General features: G+C 69.3%; 23 protein-coding genes. 7 read left to right on the forward strand and 16 right to left on the reverse strand.

The features are described 5' to 3' along the window. Positions 1-18: 18 nt before the first annotated feature. The 10 genes from bla to PSV23_RS10955 all read right to left on the reverse strand — a co-directional run bounded on the left by bla (position 19) and on the right by PSV23_RS10955 (position 9056). Positions 19-924, reverse strand: a complete 906-nt coding sequence (bla, locus tag PSV23_RS10910) for a class A beta-lactamase (protein WP_300468798.1) — start codon at positions 922-924, stop codon at positions 19-21. Positions 925-926: 2 nt separating this feature from the next. Continuing rightward, positions 927-2321 carry a sigma-54 dependent transcriptional regulator gene (locus PSV23_RS10915; protein ID WP_300468800.1) on the reverse strand — a complete coding sequence of 465 codons (1395 nt, stop codon included), beginning with the start codon at positions 2319-2321 and terminating at the stop codon, positions 927-929. Positions 2322-2356: 35 nt separating this feature from the next. Beyond that, entirely contained in the window at positions 2357-2689 is a 333-nt protein-coding gene (gene fliN, locus PSV23_RS10920) for a flagellar motor switch protein FliN (RefSeq protein ID WP_300468803.1), read from the reverse strand. Next, positions 2689-3357, reverse strand: coding sequence for a flagellar assembly protein FlbE (locus PSV23_RS10925; protein ID WP_300468805.1), 669 nt, complete (start codon positions 3355-3357; stop codon positions 2689-2691). The genes fliN and PSV23_RS10925 overlap by 1 nt, the downstream gene beginning before the upstream one ends. A 1-nt stretch (position 3358) precedes the next feature. Next, positions 3359-4384: a flagellar motor switch protein FliG gene (gene fliG, locus PSV23_RS10930; protein ID WP_300468807.1), complete on the reverse strand. Its 1026-nt coding sequence runs from the start codon at positions 4382-4384 to the stop codon at positions 3359-3361. 11 nt (positions 4385-4395) lie between these two features. After that, positions 4396-6030, reverse strand: a complete 1635-nt coding sequence (fliF, locus tag PSV23_RS10935) for a flagellar basal-body MS-ring/collar protein FliF (protein WP_370461055.1) — start codon at positions 6028-6030, stop codon at positions 4396-4398. A 97-nt stretch (positions 6031-6127) separates the two neighbouring features. Continuing rightward, the gene (gene flhB, locus PSV23_RS10940) at positions 6128-7204 is read right to left on the reverse strand and encodes a flagellar biosynthesis protein FlhB (RefSeq protein WP_300468811.1); all 1077 of its coding nucleotides are present in this window, start codon (positions 7202-7204) and stop codon (positions 6128-6130) included. Next, entirely contained in the window at positions 7197-7967 is a 771-nt protein-coding gene (gene fliR, locus PSV23_RS10945) for a flagellar biosynthetic protein FliR (RefSeq protein ID WP_300468813.1), read from the reverse strand. The genes flhB and fliR overlap by 8 nt, the downstream gene beginning before the upstream one ends. 164 nt (positions 7968-8131) lie before the next feature. Continuing rightward, positions 8132-8398 carry a flagellar biosynthesis protein FliQ gene (gene fliQ, locus PSV23_RS10950; protein WP_300468939.1) on the reverse strand — a complete coding sequence of 89 codons (267 nt, stop codon included), beginning with the start codon at positions 8396-8398 and terminating at the stop codon, positions 8132-8134. 109 nt (positions 8399-8507) lie between these two features. After that, a complete protein-coding gene (locus PSV23_RS10955; protein ID WP_300468815.1) occupies positions 8508-9056 on the reverse strand; it encodes a hypothetical protein in 549 nt (182 codons plus the stop codon). A 152-nt stretch (positions 9057-9208) separates the two neighbouring features. Between PSV23_RS10955 and folE the strand changes: the two genes are divergently transcribed. The 3 genes from folE to PSV23_RS10970 are packed head-to-tail and all read left to right on the forward strand — an operon-like array spanning position 9209 to position 11559. Beyond that, positions 9209-9784 carry a GTP cyclohydrolase I FolE gene (gene folE / locus PSV23_RS10960; protein ID WP_300468817.1) on the forward strand — a complete coding sequence of 192 codons (576 nt, stop codon included), beginning with the start codon at positions 9209-9211 and terminating at the stop codon, positions 9782-9784. Between the two features lie 60 nt (positions 9785-9844). Next, positions 9845-10357: a hypothetical protein gene (locus PSV23_RS10965; protein WP_300468819.1), complete on the forward strand. Its 513-nt coding sequence runs from the start codon at positions 9845-9847 to the stop codon at positions 10355-10357. A 53-nt stretch (positions 10358-10410) separates the two neighbouring features. After that, positions 10411-11559, forward strand: a complete 1149-nt coding sequence (locus PSV23_RS10970; RefSeq protein ID WP_300468821.1) for an acyltransferase — start codon at positions 10411-10413, stop codon at positions 11557-11559. A gap of 11 nt (positions 11560-11570) precedes the next feature. Here PSV23_RS10970 and PSV23_RS10975 read toward each other — a convergent pair whose 3' ends face one another. Beyond that, positions 11571-12893 (reverse strand): amidohydrolase family protein, encoded by a 1323-nt coding sequence (locus PSV23_RS10975; protein WP_300468824.1) that lies wholly within the window; start codon positions 12891-12893, stop codon positions 11571-11573. Positions 12894-13009: 116 nt separating this feature from the next. Here PSV23_RS10975 and PSV23_RS10980 point away from each other — a divergent pair, with 116 nt between their 5' ends. Beyond that, complete coding sequence (locus PSV23_RS10980) at positions 13010-13885, forward strand: 2OG-Fe(II) oxygenase (protein ID WP_300468826.1); 876 nt, start codon at positions 13010-13012, stop codon at positions 13883-13885. A 6-nt stretch (positions 13886-13891) separates the two neighbouring features. Here PSV23_RS10980 and PSV23_RS10985 read toward each other — a convergent pair whose 3' ends face one another. From PSV23_RS10985 to flgB, 3 genes are read right to left on the reverse strand one after another with little or no spacing between them, the layout of a single operon-like run. Continuing rightward, the gene (locus PSV23_RS10985) at positions 13892-14191 is read right to left on the reverse strand and encodes a flagellar hook-basal body complex protein FliE (protein WP_300468828.1); all 300 of its coding nucleotides are present in this window, start codon (positions 14189-14191) and stop codon (positions 13892-13894) included. Between the two features lie 10 nt (positions 14192-14201). Further along, the gene (gene flgC, locus PSV23_RS10990; RefSeq protein WP_300468830.1) at positions 14202-14621 is read right to left on the reverse strand and encodes a flagellar basal body rod protein FlgC; all 420 of its coding nucleotides are present in this window, start codon (positions 14619-14621) and stop codon (positions 14202-14204) included. Positions 14622-14632: 11 nt separating this feature from the next. After that, entirely contained in the window at positions 14633-15040 is a 408-nt protein-coding gene (gene flgB, locus PSV23_RS10995; protein ID WP_300468832.1) for a flagellar basal body rod protein FlgB, read from the reverse strand. Between the two features lie 127 nt (positions 15041-15167). Between flgB and PSV23_RS11000 the strand changes: the two genes are divergently transcribed. The 3 genes from PSV23_RS11000 (at position 15168) to PSV23_RS11010 (ending at position 16811) form a co-directional block, all read left to right on the forward strand. After that, complete coding sequence (locus tag PSV23_RS11000) at positions 15168-15437, forward strand: flagellar biosynthetic protein FliO (RefSeq protein WP_300468941.1); 270 nt, start codon at positions 15168-15170, stop codon at positions 15435-15437. Positions 15438-15604: 167 nt separating this feature from the next. Further along, entirely contained in the window at positions 15605-16414 is an 810-nt protein-coding gene (gene fliP, locus PSV23_RS11005) for a flagellar type III secretion system pore protein FliP (RefSeq protein ID WP_300468943.1), read from the forward strand. 118 nt (positions 16415-16532) lie between these two features. Beyond that, positions 16533-16811, forward strand: a complete 279-nt coding sequence (locus PSV23_RS11010) for an HU family DNA-binding protein (RefSeq protein WP_055830800.1) — start codon at positions 16533-16535, stop codon at positions 16809-16811. A 12-nt stretch (positions 16812-16823) separates the two neighbouring features. Here PSV23_RS11010 and PSV23_RS11015 read toward each other — a convergent pair whose 3' ends face one another. Both PSV23_RS11015 and PSV23_RS11020 read right to left on the reverse strand, forming a co-directional pair. Next, complete coding sequence (locus tag PSV23_RS11015; RefSeq protein WP_300468836.1) at positions 16824-19694, reverse strand: hypothetical protein; 2871 nt, start codon at positions 19692-19694, stop codon at positions 16824-16826. 62 nt (positions 19695-19756) lie between these two features. Further along, positions 19757-20266 carry a CinA family protein gene (locus PSV23_RS11020; protein WP_300468838.1) on the reverse strand — a complete coding sequence of 170 codons (510 nt, stop codon included), beginning with the start codon at positions 20264-20266 and terminating at the stop codon, positions 19757-19759. Positions 20267-20393: the final 127 nt, after the last annotated feature.

The raw sequence follows: 20393 nt of genomic DNA on the forward strand, positions 1-20393 counted from the left end.
CCGAGGCGGGGACGTCGGTCATGCGCGGCCGAGGGCGGAAAGGGCCTGTCGGGTCGCGGCGGCGATGACGGCCTCGTGGCGGGCCGCAGGCCCGGCGGCGGCCGCGTGATAATAGGCGGCGATGATCACGGGCGCGCCGGCCGGCGGATAGAGGACTCCGATGTCGTTGGTCGGACCGTAGCCGCCGGTGCCCGTCTTGTGGGCCACCGTCCAGCCGGCGGGAACGCCCGCCCTGATCCGGGCCAGGCCGGTGGGGGTGTCGGTCATCCAGCGCAGCAGGAGCGCCTTGTGCTGGGTCGAAAGGGGCGTGTCGCCGGCGATCAGCAACCGATTGATGTTGGCCGCCGACTGCAGGGGCGTGATGGTGTCCTTGTCGCCGTCGAGCCGGTTCATCTCGGGTTCGAAACGGTCCACCGTCGTGCTGTTGTCGCCGAGCGAGCGATAGAAGGCCTGCATGGGCGCGATGCCGCCCAAGGCCTTGAGCAACAGGTTGGCGGCGGGATTGTCGCTGACTTCGACCGTGCCCTTCATCAGGGCTTCGACGCTGAGCGAACCGCCGATCGCCGGCTCTGTCACCGGGGCATGGTTGACCATGTCCGCGACCGTGACCGGGATTTGACGGTCCAGCCGTTCCTGCCGCGCCTGCACGCGCAGGAAGGTGGCCGCGGCGAGATACATCTTGAACGTGGAGCAGTAGACGAACCGTTCTTCACCGCGCCACGCCAGCCTGCGATCAGAGCCGGTATCGTGAGCAAGGAAACCCAGTCGGCCGCCGTTGTCCCGCTCCAGCGCGGAGAGGTCGAAGGCTTCCGGAGTCGTCGGGGCGGCTTGCGGCGTCTTCGGTTCGGCGGCGCCCACGCAGCCCGCCACGCCCAGCGCGCCGAGGCCGGTCAGAACGCTTCTGCGGTCCGTTCCAGGGGTCATGCTCAGGCGGCCGCGTAGCCGACGGCGGCGATGCCCGATTGGGGCGCCGGTATGCTGGTCCCCTCGTCGGCGTATTCGTTCAGCTTGTTGCGCAGGGTCCGGATCGAGATGCCCAGGATGGTCGCCGCGTGGGTGCGGTTGCCGAGGCAGTGCGACAGCGTATCGAGGATCAGGGTCTTTTCCATCTGCGCCACTGTCTGGCCGACATGGGCGCGGGTGACGGCGTCGGCGACATGCGCGGCGCGGCCGGCGACACCGACGTCATGGGCGGCGCCGTGGCTGCCCATCGACAGGGGCTGGCCGTCCGGCAGGCGGATGGCCTCGACGTCGATCTCGGGTCCGACCGCCAGCAGCACGGCGCGGTGCATGGCGTTTTCCAGCTCGCGGACGTTGCCGTTCCAGCGGTGGGAAACGAGCGCCCGTTTGGCGTCGACCGAGATCGGGCGGACGGGCACGCCGTTGGCGGCGGCGTATTTCTTGACGAAGTGGTCGGCCAGGACGGCGATGTCGCCCGGACGCTCGCGCAGGGCGGGCAGGCGCAGGTTGACGACGTTCAGGCGGTACAGCAGGTCTTCGCGGAACGTCCCCTCGGCCACGGACTTGGCCAGGTCGCGGTTCGAGGTGGCGATGATGCGTATGTTGACCGGCACCGGCTTCGTCCCGCCGACGCGGTCGATGACCCGCTCCTGGATGGCGCGCAGCAGCTTGGCCTGCAGGCGCACGTCCATCTCGGAGATTTCGTCCAGCAGCAGGGTGCCGCCATCGGCTTCCTCGAACTTGCCGATCCGTCTGGCCATCGCGCCGGTGAAGGCGCCCTTCTCGTGCCCGAACAGCTCGGATTCCAGCAGGTTGTCGGGGATGGCGGCGCAGTTGACGCTGATGAAGGGCCGGTCGGCGCGTTTCGAACCGGTGTGGAGGTAACGGGCCATCACCTCCTTGCCGACGCCGCTTTCGCCGGTGATCAGGATCGAGGCTTCCGAACGCGCGACCTGGTCGGCCAGCATGACCACCGCCTTCATCGACGGGTCGGCCGAGATCAGGGGACGGTCGTCGTCGGCCACGGCGGACAGGACGGCGGCGATCAGGTCGGCTTCCGGCGGAAGCGGGATGAACTCCTTGGCCCCGGCGCGGATGGCGTTGGCCGCGTCGGTCGCATCGGCGTCGACGCCGCAGGCGACCACCGGCACATGAATGCGTTCAGCCTCGTTGGCGGCGATCAGGGCGGCGATGTCGATGCGATAGTCGACCATCAGGAGGTCGGCGCCCTGCCCGCGGCGCAGCTGTTCCGTCGCCTGATCGCCGCGCTCGACGTGGCTGACCTTGGCGCCGTGCGCCATGGCCATCTTCACCGCCGTCGCCAGCTGTCCGCTGAGCCTGCCAACCACCAGAAGCCGCATGGGCCTTCTCTCCTAATCTCTACCAGGCTTCGCCGTCAGGCGTTGCTGTCTTCGGTCTTGATGATTTCCGTCATGGTCACGCCCAGACGGTCCTCGACGACGACGACCTCGCCGCGGGCGACCAGACGGTTGTTGACGAAGATGTCGATGGCCTCGCCGACCTTGCGGTCCAGCTGCAGCACCGATCCGCGGTTCAGTTTCAGCAGCTGGGCCACCGACATGTGGGCCTTGCCCAGCACGGCCGAGATGTTGACCGGCACGTCGAAGACGGGGGCAAGGTCGCTGGCCGTCTTGTCGGTCGCATCGTCGTTGACGGTGATCGCGGTGGAGTCCGGAAACTCCTCCAGGGACATGGTGTCGGACGCCATTACGGCCTCTCTTCCAGCGGGATTTCGGGGGTCAGGGTTTCGGCGTGACCGGCTTCGGCGGCCAGGGCGGAGTTCAGGGCATCGCTGATGCGGCCGAAGGCGTCGGCGGGGTCGAAGGCGGCGCGGCCGTCGGCCCATTCCAGCTGGAAGGCCGCGGCGGGCATCATCGGCTCGTTGCGGAAAGCCACGACGCCCGAGAAGCCGGCGTCCGTGCACAGCTGTTCGATGCGGGTCCGCGTCGCGTCGTCCAGATCGCCAGTGCGGATGACCAGGCGCGGCGAGGCGTCGACTTCCTGGCCCAGGGCTTCCAGCGCGGCCTGAAGCGGCGCGGCGGGGAACCGGTCCAGCGCCGAGGCGGCCACGACGCGGGCGGCGGACAGCGCCAGATGGGCGGACTGTTCGCGGTGGGCCTGGGCCACCTGGGTCAGGGCGGGGATGGCGGCGTCCAGGGCCTGGCCGATGGCGGACAGGGCCATGGCCTGCACGTTCGCGCTCTCGGCCAGGGCCTCGGTGCGGGCCTCCAGCCGGGCCTGGGCGATCAGGGCGTCGACCTCGAGGGGGGCGTAGGACCGCTTGGTCGGGCGGAAGGACGAGGCGTGGACGACCACGCCCGAGGCGTCGAACTCGGTGTCGAAGGCGAAGGGAGTGCTGAGGGGCTGATGGGTCATGTCAGTAGATCAGCTCGTCGTCGCCGCCCTGGCCCACCAGCATGATCTCGCCCTTGGCGGCGAGATCCTTGGCGACCTGGACCATGGCCATCTGGGCCTGATCGACGTCCTTGAGGCGGACGGGGCCCATCGACTCCATGTCCTCGCGCATGATCTTGGAGGCGCGCTCGGACATGTTGGAGAAGAACAGTTCGCGCAGGGATTCCGACGAACCCTTGAGCGCCAGAGCCAGGGAGTCCTTCTCGACGCCGCGCAGCAGGGTCTGGATGCCGCCCGGGTCCAGCTTGGCCAGATCCTCGAACACGAACATCAGGGCGCGAATGCGCTCCGCGGCCTCGCGGTTGCGCTCTTCCAGCGCGCCGATGAAGCGGGCCTCGGTCTGGCGGTCGAAGCTGTTGAAGATGTCGGCCATCATCTCGTGGCTGTCGCGCTTGGAGGTGCGGGCCAGGTTCGACATGAATTCGGTGCGCAGGGTCTGCTCGATCTTGTCGAGGATCTCGCGCTGGACGGGCTCCATACGCAGCATCCGCTGGACGCATTCGAGGGCGAAATCCTCGGGCAGGCTGGTCAGGACGCGGGCGGCGTGATCCGGCTTGATCTTGGACAGGACCACGGCGACCGTCTGGGGGTATTCGTTCTTCAGATAGTTGGCGAGGACGGCCTCGTTCACATTGCCGAGCTTGTCCCACATGGTGCGGCCGGCGGGGCCGCGGATTTCCTCCATCAGGCCTTCGACCCGGTCGGAGGGCATGAAGGAGGCCAGCAGGCGCTGGGTCTGTTCGAAGCTGCCCATGACCGAGCCCGAGCCGCTCATGCCCGAGACGAACTCGACCATCAGCTCCTCGACGACGGAGGAGCTGACCGAGCCCAGGCTGGCCATGGCCTGGGAGATTTCCTTGATCTCCTCGTCGTCCAGGCTCTGCCACAGGCGGGTGTGATCCTCGCCCAGGGACAGCAGGATGACGGCGGCCTTCTCGGGGCCGGTCAGCTTCCTGGCGTCCTCGACGGCTGGTTTCTTGGAGACCATGCGCGCCGCCATCAGCCTTCGTGCACCCAGCTGCGCAGGATCGAGGTCGATTCGTCAGGATGTTTCTCGACGAAGTCCGCGACCTTCTTGACCGACGACGCCTTCACCTGGCCCTCGATGCGGGCGATGTCCAGGCGCTGCTCCATCTCGGACGGGGGGCCCGTCAGCTGATGCATGGGCGCGCCGCCCATTACGGTGGTGGTCTGCAGGGAGGTGACGGCCCCGCCGCCCGGCAGGGCGCCGGCCAGCTGCATCGGGCCGCCGCCGGATGCCGACTTCAGCAGCGGGCGCAGGACGAAGAAGATCAGCAGGACGCCGGTGATCAGCAGCACCAGCAGCTCGACGCCGCGCATCAGATCGTTCTTGGTGAAGTCGAACAGCGAGGATTTGGCCTCCTCGCCGCCGACCACGGCCAGGTCACGGTTGAAGCGGGCGTTCAGCACCTCGATCTTGTCGCCCCGCGTCAGATCGATGCCGACGGCGGCGGAAACGAGGGCCTTGATCTGCTCGATCTCGGCGGGCGTGCGGGCGGCGTAGGTCGGGGCGGCTCCGTCGGCGCCCGGGGTCCATTTGCCGTCGACGGCGACCGAGACGGCCAGGCGTTTGATCTCGCCGGCTTCCTTCACCGTCGTGGTGGTGGTGTTGGAGATTTCGTAGTTGGTCGTCTCGGTGTTGGCGGTGTCGCGGGATCCGGCCGTCCCGGTCGCGGGCGCCTCGGCTCCGGGAATGTTGTTCGTGGCCGTGGCGCCGCCGTCCGACGTGGGGGTCGTATCGCTGGACTCCGTGCCGTTGGTCGAGGTCGAACGCACCACCTGGCCGTCCGGATCGTAGCGCAGCTCCTGGGTGGTCGAGCGGCTGTGGTCGATGTCGGCCGTGACCTGCACCCGCGCGGCGCCGACGCCGACGACGCCCTCGACGATGTCCTTGATGCGGGCCTGCAGCCGGGACTCGGTGGTTTCCTGCGCGTCCTGGGCCGAGGCGGCGCTGAAGCCCTCGGCGTCCGAGCCGGCCGCCAGGGTGCGGTTGGAGGTGTCGGTCAGGGTGACCTTTTCCGGCTTCAGGTTCGGCACGGACGAGGCGACGACGTTGCGGATGGCCTGGACCTGGGCGGCGGCCAGCTGGCCGCCGGTGACGCCGACGACGATCGAGGCGGTCGGGGCGGCGGCTTCGGACTGGAACAGCTCGCGCTGCGGCAGGGCGATCATGACGCGGGCGGAGTTGATGCCGCGCATGCTCATGATGGTGCGTGACAGCTCGCCTTCGAGGGCCCGCTTCGCATTGAGGTTCTGCTGGAACTCGGTCTGGCCCAGCACCGACTGGTTGTCGAAGATTTCGTAGCCGACGCTGCCGGAGGTCACGAGCCCCTTGCCGGCGATCAGCATGCGGGCCTCGCCCACCTCGTCGCGGCTGACGAAGATGGTCGAGCCGTCGCCCTTGGAGGAATATTTGATGCCGGCGCCGTCCAGGGCGCTGGTGACCTCGGAGGCCTCGCGCAGGTCGAGATGGGAATACAGCAGGGCGTCCGGGGCCTGACCCACCCGCATCATGATCAGGATGAGGGCGATCGTGATGCCGGCGGCGACGCCCAGCACCACGGTCAACCGACCGATCCCGAATCTCTGCAACGCCGCCGTGAAGCCGCCCACGCGTCCCCGCCCCGAAATACTCACGGGTCCTTACAGACGCCCGCCAGGCAGAAAATGCCGGGCGCATGGTAAATGGGGGGTTAAGACCCTTGAACGATCAACGCTTCTTCCGCTTCTGCATGACGAAGCCGATGACCTTGGCGGCCGCCTCGAAATGTTCGCGGGGAATGGTCTCGTCGACATCGACGGCGGCGTAGAGGGCGCGGGCCAGGGGCACGTTCTCGACAATCGGCACATTGTGTTCGCGGGCGACCTCGCGGATGCGCATGGCCAGGGCGTCGACACCCTTGGCGACGCAGATCGGCGCCGGATCGCCCTCGCCCGGTTCGTAGCGCAGGGCCACCGAATAGTGGGTGGGGTTGGTGATGATGACCGTGGCCCTGGGCACGTTCTGCATCATCCGCTGACGGCTGCGCTGGGCCCGGATCTGCTTCAGCTTGGCCTTGACGTGCGGGTCGCCCTCGGACTGCTTGTAGTCTTCCTTGATCTCTTCCTTGGTCATCTTCATCCGCTCGGCGAAGCGGAATTTCTGCCAGAGGAAGTCGGCCCCGGCGGTGAAGCCGAGCAGGATCAGCGTCGCCACCACCAACGCCAGGATCATGTCGCGCGCGACCGGCAGGATCATGGCCGGCGGCATGGCGGCCATGTTCTCCAGGTCGCGCAGGTGCGGCTTCAGCACCATCCAGCAGATGAACCCGACCGCCAGCAGCTTGATGAAGGTCTTGATGAACTGCACCAGGCCGTCCGGGCCGAAGATGCGTTTGAAGCCCTTCATCGGACTGACCTTGGACCAGTCGGGCTTCAGCTTTTCGGGGCTGAAGATCAGGCCGGACTGGGCGACATTGCCGCCGACCCCGCCCAGGATGGTGGCCAGCATGACCACGCCGAGGAAGGGGGCGACGGCCCACAGGGCGATCGCCCCGATCTCGACCCCCGCTCCGGCTTCCAGCCCGCCCAGCATGAGATGCGGCGCGGCGATGAAGGGCAGAAGCTGCTCGGCCATGGAGGTGGCGAAATAGCCCCCCGTCATAAGGATCGCGGCCGCCGCGCCGGCCAGCGACAGGGTCGAGGCGACGTCCGGCGACTTGGCGACGTCGCCCTTTTTTCGGGCGTCCTCGAGTTTTCGGGGTGTCGCCTCTTCTGTCTTCGACTCGGGATCGGCGCCTTCAGCCACCGGCGCCCCCCGCGAAGATCTGGGCCAGGGCGCGGTAGCGGTCGATGAAGACCGTACCCACCACGCCGAGGCTGAGAGCGAAGACCGACAGGCCCAGGATGATGCTGAGCGGGGCGGCGGCGAAGAAAACCTGGAACGACGGCATGACGCGGCCGATCAATCCCGAGGCGATGTTGAAGATCAGGGCGAAGACCAGCAGCGGCGCCGACAGCTGGACGCCCAGCATGAAGGCGTCGCCCAGGGTGCGGATGGCCAGTTCGGCGAAATCGCCGGTCACCAGGGGCCGCGCCGGGGCGATCAGCTCATACGAGCCGACCAGTCCGGCGATGAACAGGTGATGGGTGTTGGTGGCGAAGATCAGGGTGGTGCCGAGCAGCATCAGGAAGGCGGCGATGGTGGAACCCGGCTGGGCCTGCATGGGGTTGGCGGTCTGGGCGAAGGCCAGGGTGGTCTGCAGGGCCACGATCTCGCCCGCGGTCGAGAGGGCGGCGGTAAAGCTGCGCAGCAGGGCGCCGATCATCAGGCCGACGATGACCTCGCGGATGATCCAGCCGGCCATGCCGCCGACGCTGGCCGGCAGGGCCGGCAGCACGCCGGCGATCACCGGCCACAGGGCCAGCGACACGACCAGGGCCAGCGACAGGCGAATGCGCGGCGGCACATAGCTTTCGCCGATGCCGGGCAGCATCATCAGCACCGCGCCGATCCGCGCGAAGATCAGCGCGCCCTGCCAGACCTGGTCCGATGTGGCGTAAGGCTCCATCCCCTACCCCGTCATCCTCGGGCTTGACCCGAGGATCAGAGGCGGAAGCGCCCTGGCGTTCTGGCGATGGCTCGCCAGCCCGCGCCCCATCGTCCTTTGACGCGCGCCGGACAATCCGATCCTCGGGTCAGGCCCGAGGATGACGATGACGGAGGCCGTCATCGTCACATGCCGGCGATGCGGGCGGCGATCTCGCGCATGAAGCCGCCCAGCAGGGCGCCCATCAGCGGCAGGAACAGAAGCAGCGAGACGAAGATGGCGATGATCTTGGGCGCATAGATCAGGGTCTGTTCCTGGATCTGGGTCAGGGCCTGGACCAGGCCGATGACCACGCCGACGACCAGGCCGACCAGCAGAACGGGCAGGCACAGCTGGATCGTAAGCCACAGGGCGTCGCGCCCGACATCCAGAACTTCCGCGCCGTTCAAAATCGTACTCCCGGACTTTACACTGGGCCTGTCGGCCTTCGGCCTGCTTGAGGCCGGACCGGGCAGAAAATGCCGGGAGCGTGGTTAATGGGGCGTTAGCGCCCGCGCCGGGTCAGCGGCCAACCCTTCCCTGGACATAGTCGACCCCGGGAGTCCGGAAACCCATGGCGGCCCAAGCGGCCAGGAGTTTCCACATGAATCCCGGCGTGTGAGTGGCCGCGGAGGGAACGGCGTCATCCAGCCGAACTTCGGGTCCAAGATCGCCGGTCATCGTCCGCATCTCCAGAGGCGGCCGGGCCTCAGGGTCGAACCGGTCCCGGTAGAGGCTGAGCCAGTGGCCGTGCTCGAACTCCAGGAACATCGGCGAGTTGCAGCATCCGGCGACAACGCGGCGGGTCTTCGCGTCCGCACTCAGCCGATGCTCGCCCAGGCGCCCGGCTCCTGCCGCCGGGCGCACCCGGTCCTTGCGGAAGAGGAGGAAGTCCGTGCCGCCGTCCGCGCCGAGAACCGGCGGCGCTTCGGGCAAGGCCTCCAGCTCGGCGGCGGCCTTGCGGCAGCTGTCGCAATAGCAGGCGACCGTCAGGATCGGCCGGCCTGTCGCTTCCAGCGCGACCTGACCGCAGCGGCACCGGGCGACGATGGTCGGGCTTGGGTTTCGCATCACAGAGTTCCAGTTTCGGTGATTAGACTGGACGGTCCAGTTCTATAAGTCAAGAATCATGCGGTCGGACGGCGGCGTGTGCTTCCTGACGGCTTGCGGATCTGAGCCATCCGGGGCTGGAACTCCCCTGCGCTTCACGGTCTAAGGGGCGCATGACAAAGTCCGCCATCTCCCAGGCCGAAGCCGAAGCCGCCGTTCGCACGCTCATAGAGTGGGCCGGCGACGACCCCGCCCGTGAGGGTCTTCTGGACACGCCGGCCCGCGTCGCGCGCAGCTACAAGGAGCTGTTCGCCGGCTATGAGGTCGAGCCGCGTCAGTATCTGGAACGCACCTTCGAGGAGGTCGGCGGCTACAACCAGTTGGTCGTGCTGAAGGACATCCGCTTCGTCAGCTTCTGCGAGCATCACATGCTGCCGGTCGTGGGCGTGGCCCACGTCGGCTATCTGCCGACCGACCGGGTGGTCGGCATCTCCAAGCTGGCGCGGGTGGTGCGCGGCTACGCCCGGCGGCTGCAGATCCAGGAGAAGATGACGTCCGAGATCGCGCTGGCGATCGAGGAGGTGCTGCGGCCCCAGGGCGTCGGCGTCGTGGTCGAGGCCGAGCACAGCTGCATGACCCTGCGCGGCGTCAACGCGCCGGGCGCCAGCCTGACCACCAGCCACCTGAGCGGCGTGGTGCGTGACGACCCGCGGACGCGCGAGGAATTCCTGCGGCTGGTGCGGGGCTGAACGCTGGTCTTCGGCAGCGCGATCGACCACTGTCCCCTCGACAACGAACGGGGGACGACCATGGGGCTTTTCGATTTTCTGACCGGAAGCAAGACGCCGCCGGCCGGCGCGGTCCGTCAGCCTGTCGCTGAGCTGCGCAAGAGCCTGATGGACGTCAACCGGGCGACGGCGCCGTTCGTCATCCGTGACGGGAAGAAGGAGGGCGTCGACATGGTCGCCGAATGGCGGATCGTGGACGCCAGATGGTACGAAATCTTCGCCAAGGCCGGCATCAAGAAGGTCTTCAAGGTGCTGATGAAATTCGACGAGGCGAAGGGCGAGGTCCGCGCGGTCGACGAACTGTGGGAAGTCGAATGGCGCGCCGGCGTGCCGACGCTGAGCGCCAGCGGCTCGGCGTCCCGGGGCCAGAAGTGGGAGAAGAGCTTCGAGACCGTCTACGCCTTCCGCGAGGATGGATCGTACGGGCAGATCTACGACTACCGGTTCGACACCAGCGAGATCAAGGATCCGATCCGGGCCGCCGTCCTGGCGGCGGGCTGGGGCTGGCGCGGGGTCGCTTTCAGCAAACTGTAGGGCTCCATCGTGGCCCGGTCCTTGCGGAATTCGCCTCGAAGGAGGCCTTTCCGATGGCCTGGACGGCGATATCGACCCGAAATGAAACAACGCCCATCGTTCGGGGCGGGTGGCTGGACGCCCTGCGTTTCATTGTGGCCGCGCTGATCATCCTGCATCACTTCCAGGGTGCGGGCCCCGTGCCGCTGGCCGAGAGCCTGCATCCGGTGTTCGAGCGTGGCGGTTTCCTGCTGACCAACTTCTTCCTGATCGACAGCGGCTATGTGCTGATGCGCGTCTACGGCGCGTCCGTGGCCGGGGGCCGGATGTCGGCCGGGGACTTCTTCGCCAAACGCTTCCTGAGGGTCTGGCCCGCCCATATCATGATGGGCCTGAGTCTGATCGTCCTGGTCCTCGGCAGCGCCGCGCTCGGCTTCGGACCACGGGCGCCCGAGTGGTTCGACTGGAGCCAGCTGCCCGCGCAGATGGGACTGGTCCAGGCCTTCGGCGTGCCCGGCGGCTATGGCTGGAACGCGCCCAGCTGGTCGATCTCGGCCCTGATCGGCTGCTATCTCGCCTTCCCGTGGATGCTGAAGGGACTGGTCCGGTTGGGGCCGTGGAGCGTGCTGGCCCTGGGCGTCGGTCTGTACCTGCTGGCCAACCAGCTGACCTGGAGCCTGTTGGGCTACCCCGTCTACCAGATGCCGATGGGCTTCGGCTTCTTCCGGGCCCTGCCGCTGTTCTTCCTGGGCATGGCGCTGGCCTGGTTCGCGCAGAAGGTCTGGATCGCGCCGAAGCTGGCGGGCTGGGCCGGAGTCGCGGCGGCGGTGGGGCTCGCCGTGGCCCAGTATTTCGACAAGAACGCGCTGATCTCCCTGGTCTGCATCTCGACCATCATCCTGGCGGCCGGCGCCATCCCCACGCCGCGCCCGTCGAAATGGATCGAGAAGGCCGCACAGGTCTCGTTCTCGATGTTCATCACCAACGAGGTGGTGCGCATCGCCTGGTTCGGCATGGCCAATGTCGCCATCACCCGGTTCGCCCTGCCGGTTTCCGCCCAGTGGGCGCTGTGGATCGCGGGCGTGGCGGCGGCCTTCGTCTTCGCCTGGGCGTTCCACGTCGCGATCGACACGCCGATCCAGAACCGCATCCGGATCTGGCTGAAAGGCCGGTCACGGCGCCCGGCGACATTCAGCCAGCCGGTCGTCTCGCTCGAAGGCTAGCGGGCCCGCCGTCAGCCCGTGCAGTCCCCCGCCGAGCCGACCTCGACGCGCCCGCCCTTCATCACCAGCCGCGGCGTCCGCAGAGGAGCCAGCGTCGCCGTCGGATCGCCCCGGACCGCGACCAGGTCGGCCCAGGACCGGCTCTTCAGCACCCCCAGGCCGTCGTCGCCGAGCAGGCGTCCCGCCTCCCACGTCGCCGTCCGAAGCGCCTCGACGGGTGTCAGTCCCGCCTCGACATAGCCGTCCATGGTCGCCCGCGAGCCGGCGCCGCGTCCAGGCGCATAGGGGAAGTAGAGGTCCGAGCCCATGGCGATGCGCACGCCCAGCCGGTGCGCCCGCATCAGCCGGTCGCGGCCGCCCTGCAGATGGCGGTCGACCTCCTCGCGCGGCGGCTGCTGCGGCCATGAGGCGACGAAGGTGAGCGCCATCTCCAGCGACGGGTCGGTCGGCACGAGCCAGACCCCCTTCGACGCCATGAGGCGCAGTGTGTCGTCGGACACCTCATAGGCGTGCTCGATGGAGGTCACGCCCGCCTCGACCGCCTCGCGGATCGCCTCGTCCCCGGTGGCGTGGGCGGCGACGGGGATACGGTGACGTTTCGCCTCCGAAACGATGGCGGCCATCTCCTCGACGGACAGGCGGGTCCGCTGGGGCGTGGCCTCGGGATACATCTTGATGACGTCGGCGCCGCGGGCGATGGCGTCGCGCACGGCGGCGCGCGCGTCCTCCACGCCGTTGACGACCCGGTACTCGCCCGCGACCAGGCCGTGCGGATCGGCGGGCTGGGGCTCCAGCTGGCCGCCCGCGGGGGCCAGACCGGGACCGGAGCCGTAGATGCGCGGCCCGGCCACGCGGCCGTCGTCGACGCCGCGTTCCAGCATCAGATCCAGGAACTGGCCCGAATTGCCCAGGTCGCGCACGGCGGTGAAGCCGGCTTCCAGATACTGGCGCGCCCGCTGCGCCCCGGTCAGGGCGCGATAGATGTCGCCCTGTACGCCCCGGTCGCGGGCGGCGGCGTCGGACAGGCCCTCGCCGTTGCGCTGCTCGAGCAGCAGATGGGTGTGGGCGTCGATCAGGCCGGGGATCACCGAACAGCCGCGCAGGTCCAGGACGGTCGCGCCTTCGGGCGCGGCCAGGGACTCTCCGACCTCGGCGACGCGATCGCCCCGGATCAGGATGTCGCGCGGTCCGACCATCCGCCCGGCCTCTGAATCGAACAGGTTTCCGGCGTGAACCAGCACCATGGGCCGCGGGGCGTTCCGGGCGACGGCGGCGAACGGCAGACAGGCGGCCAGCAGGGCGGCGGCCGAGGCGGCGAGGGTCAGGCGGGTCATGCAGTCTCCGATCCGTTGCGCCGGGGAGAGGCTGACAGAACACCGATCGGATGCGAAGCGGTCTGTGAATTCTTCGTAAGCTTGGCCCCTCCCCGTGTCCGACCTAGAACGGAAGCGTGAACACGCCTGTCGACACCGATCCGTCCGCACTCGCCCGCGCCGCCGAAGCCGGCGACGGCGCGGCGGCGGCGCGTCTGGCCGTGCTGACCGGCATGGGGCTGGGCGTCGCGCCCGACTGGAATCGGGCGATGGAGTTGCTGGCCCGGGCCGCGAACCTCGGGTTCGAACCCGCGCGGGATCAGACTGCCCTGCTGGCCGGAACCTCGGCGCCGGACGACTGGCTCAAGGCAGCCCGGGACGCTGATATCGCCGGCTGGCTGACCGCGCCGCGCCCGCGCGTGCTGTCAGAGGGGCCGGCGATCTTCGCCATCGACGGATTTCTGGCTCCGGCGGTCTGCGACTGGATGATCGCGCGGGCCCGGGCCTTGGCGGAACCGGCCCTGGTCTATGACCTCGCGACCGGCGAGGGACGGCGCGAGAGCGTGCGCACAAACACCGCGGCGCAGTTCGACCTCGGGCGGATGGACGTGGTGCTGGCCCTGGTGCGCGAGCGGATCGCGCGGGCGGTGGGCCTGCCCGTGCCGGGGCTGGAGTGGACCCAGGTGCTGCACTACGCCGTGGGCCAGACGTTCGACTGGCACGTGGACTGGCTGGATCCGGCGACGCCCGGATACGCCGCCGATCTGACCGCGGGCGGCCAGCGGATCGCAACCCTGCTGGTCTTCCTCAACGACGATTTCGAGGGCGGCGAGACCGCATTCGAGGCCGGCGGCCTGCGCCACCGGGGCCGCAAGGGCGACGCCCTGCTGTGGGCCAACACCCTGCCCGACGGTTCGATCGACCGGCGCACCCGGCACGCGGGTCTGCCGCCGACCAAGGGCGAGAAATGGGTGCTGTCGCAGTGGCTCAGGGGACGGGCGCGCAGGACCTGACGGGCGTCAGATCGGCATCCGCATGATCTCCTGATAGGCCTGGATCACCTGGTCGCGGACGGCCATGACGGTTTCCAGCGAGGCCTCGGCCGAGGACACGGCGGTGACCACGTCGATCAGACTGCCCTGCCCCTGCACCGCCGAGGCCATCTGGGTCTCGGCCGCGCGCGAGCTTTGCGTCATGTCGCCCATGACGCTGGTCAGCATGTCGGCGAAGCCGGACTGGCCGACGTTCGCGCCGCCCCCGACCGGCGAGGCGCCGTCCTGGATCGCCGCATAGGCCTTGGCCGCCATCAAGGGGTTCATCGCTCAGGCCCTATTTCTTCAGCAGGTCGAGGGTGCGGCTGTCCATCGAGCGCGCGGTCTCGATGATGTTCAGATTGGCTTCGTAGGCGCGCTGGGCCTCGCGCATGTCCATGGCCTCGACCAGGGTGTCGACGTTGGGACGCAGCACATAGCCCTCGGCGTTTGCCGCCGGATGGCCCGGATCGTATTCGGTGCGGAAATCGCCCATGTCGGGCCGCACCTCGGCCAGGGTCACGCCCGTGGCGCCGTTGATCTCGCGCGCCTGGAAGACGGGGATCTGGCGGCGGTAGGGCTGGCCGCCCGCCACCTGCGCCGTGGATTGCGCGTTGGCGATATTCTCGGCGATCACCCGCATGCGCGACTGCTGGGCCTTCAGGGCGCTGGCCGCGACGGCCATGGCGCTGTTGCGCGGGGGGATGGGGTCAGGCATCGGTCAGCTCCTCATCGGCCGGGCGCGCGGGCGGCCATGCGCAGCATCTGCATGGACTTCTGGTAGAAGCCGATGGCCGCATCATAGGCCATGCGGCTCTCGGCCATCTTGAGCATCTGCTCCTCGACCACGACGGAATTGCCGTCGAGCGTGGTCTCCGAATCGGGCGCGGACTGCGTCTGGAAGCGGGCAGTCTGGCCCGCGGGGGCGATGTGCATGGCGCTGGTGCGGGTCATGCGGACCCCGCCGCCGCCCTCGCGCATCGCCGCGGCGAAATCGGTCGGCTGGTTCAGGTCGCGGCTGACGTAGCCGGGCGTGTCGGCATTGGCGACATTCTGGGCGATGACCCGTTGACGCTCGTCCAGCCAGGACAGGCGGCCCTTGATCTGGCCGAGCAGCGGCAGGTCGGTGAAACCCACGTTTGGCGCCCCTTGCAAGCGGACCGGGCGCCGACCGCCCACAGTAGATAGGCAGTAACTGCCGCGTGCATGGTTAACGGGACGTTATCTCAACGCGGCGTTAACCATGATCGCCGAAGGCTGGGGCATGAATTTTCTCGACCTGCTGCGAGCCCTGTTCGCGCTCGCCTTCACCCTGGGCATCATCGGCCTGGCCGCGTGGGCGGCCCGGCGGTACGCCCCGGCGCTGCTGGCGCGCCTCAGCGCCGAGCGCGGCGAAAAGCGCATGAAGGTGGTCGAGACCCTGATGCTGGACCCTGCCCGCCGGCTGGTGCTGGTCTCGGTCGACGGCGAGGAGCGGCTGCTGATGCTCGGCGAAGGGCGCGAGCTGATCGAGCCGCGCGGGGACGCCAAGTGAAACGCACGGACGTTCTCCCTCCCCTTCCGGGGGAGGGTGGTCGCGCAGCGACCGGGTGGGAGGGGCTTGGCGACACGAACACCAGCGGCCGCCTCGCCGAGCCGTCCCCACCCCGTCGCCGCTGCGCGCCGACGCCCCTCCCCCGGAGGGGGAGGGAGACGCAGGCGCTGTTCGTCCTGCCCACCCGCGCCGAACTGAAGCGCGCGGCCCTGCTGTCGCTGATCACCACCCTGGCCTGTCTGCTCTGGCCGCTGGCGGCCCTGGCCCAGGACATCGCCGCAGCCGGCGGACCCGGCGCGGCCATCAATGTCGACCTCGGCACCGGCGCGGGCCTGACCGAGCGCGTGGTCCAGCTGGTCGGCCTGATGACCGTGCTGTCGCTGGCGCCGTCGATCGTGATCATGACCACCAGCTTCGTGCGAATCGTCGTGGTGCTGTCGCTGCTGCGCACCGCCCTGGGCATGCAGCAGTCGCCGCCGAACGCTGTTCTGGTGTCCCTGGCCCTGTTCCTGAGCGCCATCGTGATGGCTCCGACGTGGCAGGACGCCTATGATTCGGGCATCCGACCCCTGCTGGATCAGCAGATGGAGCTGCCCCAGGCCTTCGATGCGGCGTCGGAACCTGTGAAGACTTTCATGCTGGCCCAGGTGGACCGCGACGACCTCGCGCTGTTCGTCCGGCTGTCCCGATTGGAGGCCCCGACGGCGGCCGCCGACCTGCCCCTGAGAGTGGTCACGCCGGCCTTCATGATCAGCGAGTTGAAGAAGGCCTTCGAAATCGGATTTCTCCTTTTCGTTCCGTTCCTTGTGATCGATCTGGTGGTCGCCAGCGTGCTCATGTCCATGGGCATGATGATGCTGCCTCCGGTAGTGATTTCCCTCCCGTTCAAGCTGATCTTTTTCGTGCTCGTGGACGGCTGGAGATTGGTGGCCGGAAGCCTCGTCGAAAGCTTCCAGAGAGCGTCCGGTACCGGGTAAATCCCCAGCCCGTGGGGCTTACAGCCGCGAAGTCGCTTGCCAAGGGAATAAAAAGCGGCGTCAATCCGTCCGTCATCGCCCCTGAATCGGGGCGAGCTTTCATCGGGAAACGACCCACATGACCACCCAAGCAGAACTCATCGCCTCCGTCGCCAAGGACGCCGGTGTCAGCCAGGCCGACGCTGGCCGCATGCTCGACGCCCTCGTCAAGAACATCCACAAGTCGCTGACCGGCGGCGGCGACGTGCGCATCTCCAACCTCGGCGTGTTCGACACCGCCGCCCGCGCCGCCCGTGAAGGCCGCAACCCGGCCACCGGCGCGACGATCAAGATCGCCGCCTCCAAGGCCGTGCGCTTCCGCGTGTCGAAGCCGCTCAAGGATGCGGTGAACAAGTAAGAACCGTCAGGTTCAGGCGGCGGGCCTCGCAGGGGCCGCCGCCGCAGCTTGAGGACGGGCGGGGGCCGCGGCGCGGTTCCCGTCCGTTTTCGTTCTGAGATCGCTCTTCATGGCCGTGACCCAACCCGCGAAGGTGTCTGCCGAGGCGGCCAGGCCCGCGAAATCACCGGGCGCGACGCCGTCGTCGTCCAGGGCGACCGACAGGGCCGATTTCGCACGCGCGCCGGCTATGAACGGGCGATAGTTCCGCGACAGGCGGTTCAGGGCCGCGCCATCCCGGCCCAGCGAATAGCCAATCCCCGCGCGCAGCAGGCGCGCCTCCTCTTCGGCCGTGAGGGGCGCGGGATCGGCATGGCGCTGGCCCAGGCGGGCGTCATACAGGGCCGCGGCCTCGATCCATTTCTGCTGCTTCCAGAAGATCTCGGCGCGAACGTCGCGTCCCTCGGGCGAGGCGTCGCCGCCCAGCACTTCGAGCGCGTGATCGTAACGTCCCAGCTGGGTCAGGGCGCGGGCTTCCAGCGCGCGCCGCTCGGCGTTCAGGGCATTGGGCAGGATGGTGGTCCGCGACCCCCAGATCGCCTGCAGCGCCGGTTCGGGCTGGCGGTCCATCAGATAGACGGTGGCCAGATCGGTGGCGACCTGGGCCTTGGCCACGCCCTCCAGCCGGTTCTCGACCTGGTATTTCAGAAGTTCGGCGGCCTGGTCCAGCAGGTCGACATCGACCAACCGCCGGGCCAGACGGCGCACCATCTCGTCACCGTCGGCGCCGATCGGGGTCAGTTCGCGGAAATCATAGAACAGGCCCAGGGCCTGCACGGGCTGCAGGCCGTCGGCCCCGCCCTCGAGGAACAGCATGCGGAAGGCCGCGCCCAGATCGGCCTGGATGTCGGCGGCGCCTTCCAGCCGGTTCAGGCCGGGTCCGGCCCCCTTCAACGCGGTCAGGGCCTCGCGATACAGGCCTTGCGAAAGATAGAGCTGGCCCAGCTGCCGGATGACGGCCAGTTCGGTGGCGTCGCCCCGCCAGCGCCAGCGCAGGGCCTCCAGTTCCGTCGCGGCGTCGCCGGCCTTCATCTTTCCCTTGGCGAGCGACAGGCGGACGACGCCCAGCTTGGCGGGAACGGACACGGCGTCCAGTGGCGCACGGCTGACGGCGGTATAGACGGCCAGGGCGCGATCCGACTGGCCGTCCAGTTCCAGCAGCCTGGCCTGCACGAGGTGGGCGGTCAGCTGATCGGCGGCGGGCGCGTCCTGGCTGAAACTGTAGGCCAGCAGGGCGCGGGCCGAGGGCAGGTCGCCGGTTTCCAGCGCCGCCAGCGCGTGGGCAGCGCCAAAGCGGGCGCGCCAGACGGCGGGGAAGGCGTCGGCCGCGACCGCCCCGGCGGCGAACGCCTGCCGGGCGGCGGCCCAGTCGCCCTGGGTCGAGGCGATATAGCCGCGCCACATGGCGGAGGCGGGGTCGCCGGCCACGGCGGAGGCGGCGAAATCGCCTTCCGCCTCCTCCATCCGGCCGATGGAGGCGCGGGCCGCGCCGCGCAGGCCGCGCAGCTCCGGCTCGCCGACCATATTGGGGGCCCTGGCGACGATGGTGTTGAGCACGCCGACGGCCTCGTAGCCGAGGCCCGAGCCGACGAGGAACCGGGCCAGGGCGAAGCGCGCCTCGGCTGGCGCGCGCGGATCGTCGCCGGCCGCCATGGCTTCCCGGGCGGCGGCGTCCTGAAGCTGGCGATAGCGGGCGGAGAAACCGGCGTGGCCGACATCGGCCCATTCGGCCAGGATCAGGGCCGGGAATTTCGCCTTCCGCGGAGCTCCGCTCTCATCGGCGGCGGCGTCCAGCGCGGCCGACGGCGGCGACAGGATCAGACCGTTGGGGCGGCTGAAGATGACCCGATCGCCCTCGGCCTGAATGCCCAGATCGGCGGACGTGGTCTCGACCGCCATTCCCTGGGCGGTGGGCAGCAGGGCCAGATCCACGGTGCGGCGGCGGTCAGCGAAGCCCTTGCCGGGCGCCAGGGCCGTGACGGCGGCGAACCGGTCTCCGGCAAGCGGGTCGGTCAGCCAGACGGCGCGCGTGGCTCCGGCCATGCGAGCGACCAGGACGGGCTCGCCGGTGTCGTCGCGGTCGACGGCCACGCCCTCGACCGCGACGGGCTGGCCGCCGATGACGACGGTCCAGTTCGAACCCTGGGCGACGGCGGAAACCGCCAGGCCTTCGGGCGCGGCGATGCGGACGGCGACATGGTCGGGGCCGGCGGTCCAGTGTGCGTCCGAGACGGGACCCAGCTGCCGGGCGCCGGACATGTCGAGCCGCGCGGGCGTGTCGAACACGACCCAGACCGCCGACCCGCGCCGGAAGACGGCGGCGCCGACCGGCCTGTCCCACTGGAAGGTCATCGAGACCTTGGCGGGGGTGGATCGGGCGACCACGGCCACGGTCTGCGCCGGGGCGGCGGGCGGAGCGGGCGCGTCCGGAGCCGAGGCGAACAGGTTCAGATAGACGGCGCCGTCGGCCGAACCGCTGCGGAAGTCTGCTCCCTCGGCCAGGGTCAGGACCAGTTCGGTCGCGCCCTGAACGGCGCGGGTCTCGACCTTGTCCACGCCCTTGGGCGGATCGACCTTCAGCCGCGATACGTCGGGCGCGGCGGTCGAGCCGATGCGGACGATGACGTCGCGGCCCTCGCGGCGGACCCGCGACCGCGCGCCGATGACGCCGGCGAATTCGATGCGGGTGAACTCGGCGTTGGCGCCGATGCGGATCGAGATCGGATCGACGGGGACGCCGGCCTCCTGGGCCAGCGGCGCCATGGGCGCGAACGCGACCGCGCCCGCCGCGGCGGCGGCCACGGTGGTTCTGAGAACGCGCTTGCTGACGGGGACCCCGGACATACGCGCGCACCCTCGCGCGACCGGCCTTACAACGCGGTTAACGGTTGGTGACCGACGCCCGGTCAGTCGGGAAGCGCGTTCCGCATCATCCGCAAGGCGACGCGCAGGCACTCAAGCCGCACCGGCCCACGGCCGATGTCGCCGAAATGATGCTCCTCATGCACCGTGGGCGCCCCGGCCGCCGCGAGGGCGAAATGCACCCGTCCCGGTTCGTCGTCCGGCCCGGCGGGACCGGCGAAGCCCGTGACCGAGACGGCCACGCCGGCGCGCGAGTCCCTCAGGGCGCCCTCTGCCATGGCTCTCGCCACAGGCTCGGAGACGGCGCCGTTCTGATCGATCAACCGGCGGGGGACGCCCAGCTCCTCCGCCTTGGCCTCGTCCGTATAGGCGACGTAGCCGCGCTCGAAGGCGTGGGACCGGCCCTCGACGTCCGTCAGCATCGAGGCGACCAGGCCGCCCGTGCAGCTTTCGGCCGTGGCCAGGGTGACGCCGTGGTCAGAGGCGGCCTTCAGCACCGCATCGACCAGCGCCTCGATGTCGGCGGGTACGGCGGATCCCAGCGTCTCGGTCATGGGCGGGAAACGGCGAGGACCGCCCGGTGTTCCCCGCGCCCCCCGGGGTTCCCCGCGACAATGCGCCGGTTGCATGCCGACCCCCGCGCGCCGACATCAAACCCCACGGCTTCCTGTCAGGACCCAG

Origin of the sequence: Brevundimonas sp. (genome assembly GCF_029946145.1) — a bacterium.
Lineage (GTDB): Bacteria > Pseudomonadota > Alphaproteobacteria > Caulobacterales > Caulobacteraceae > Brevundimonas.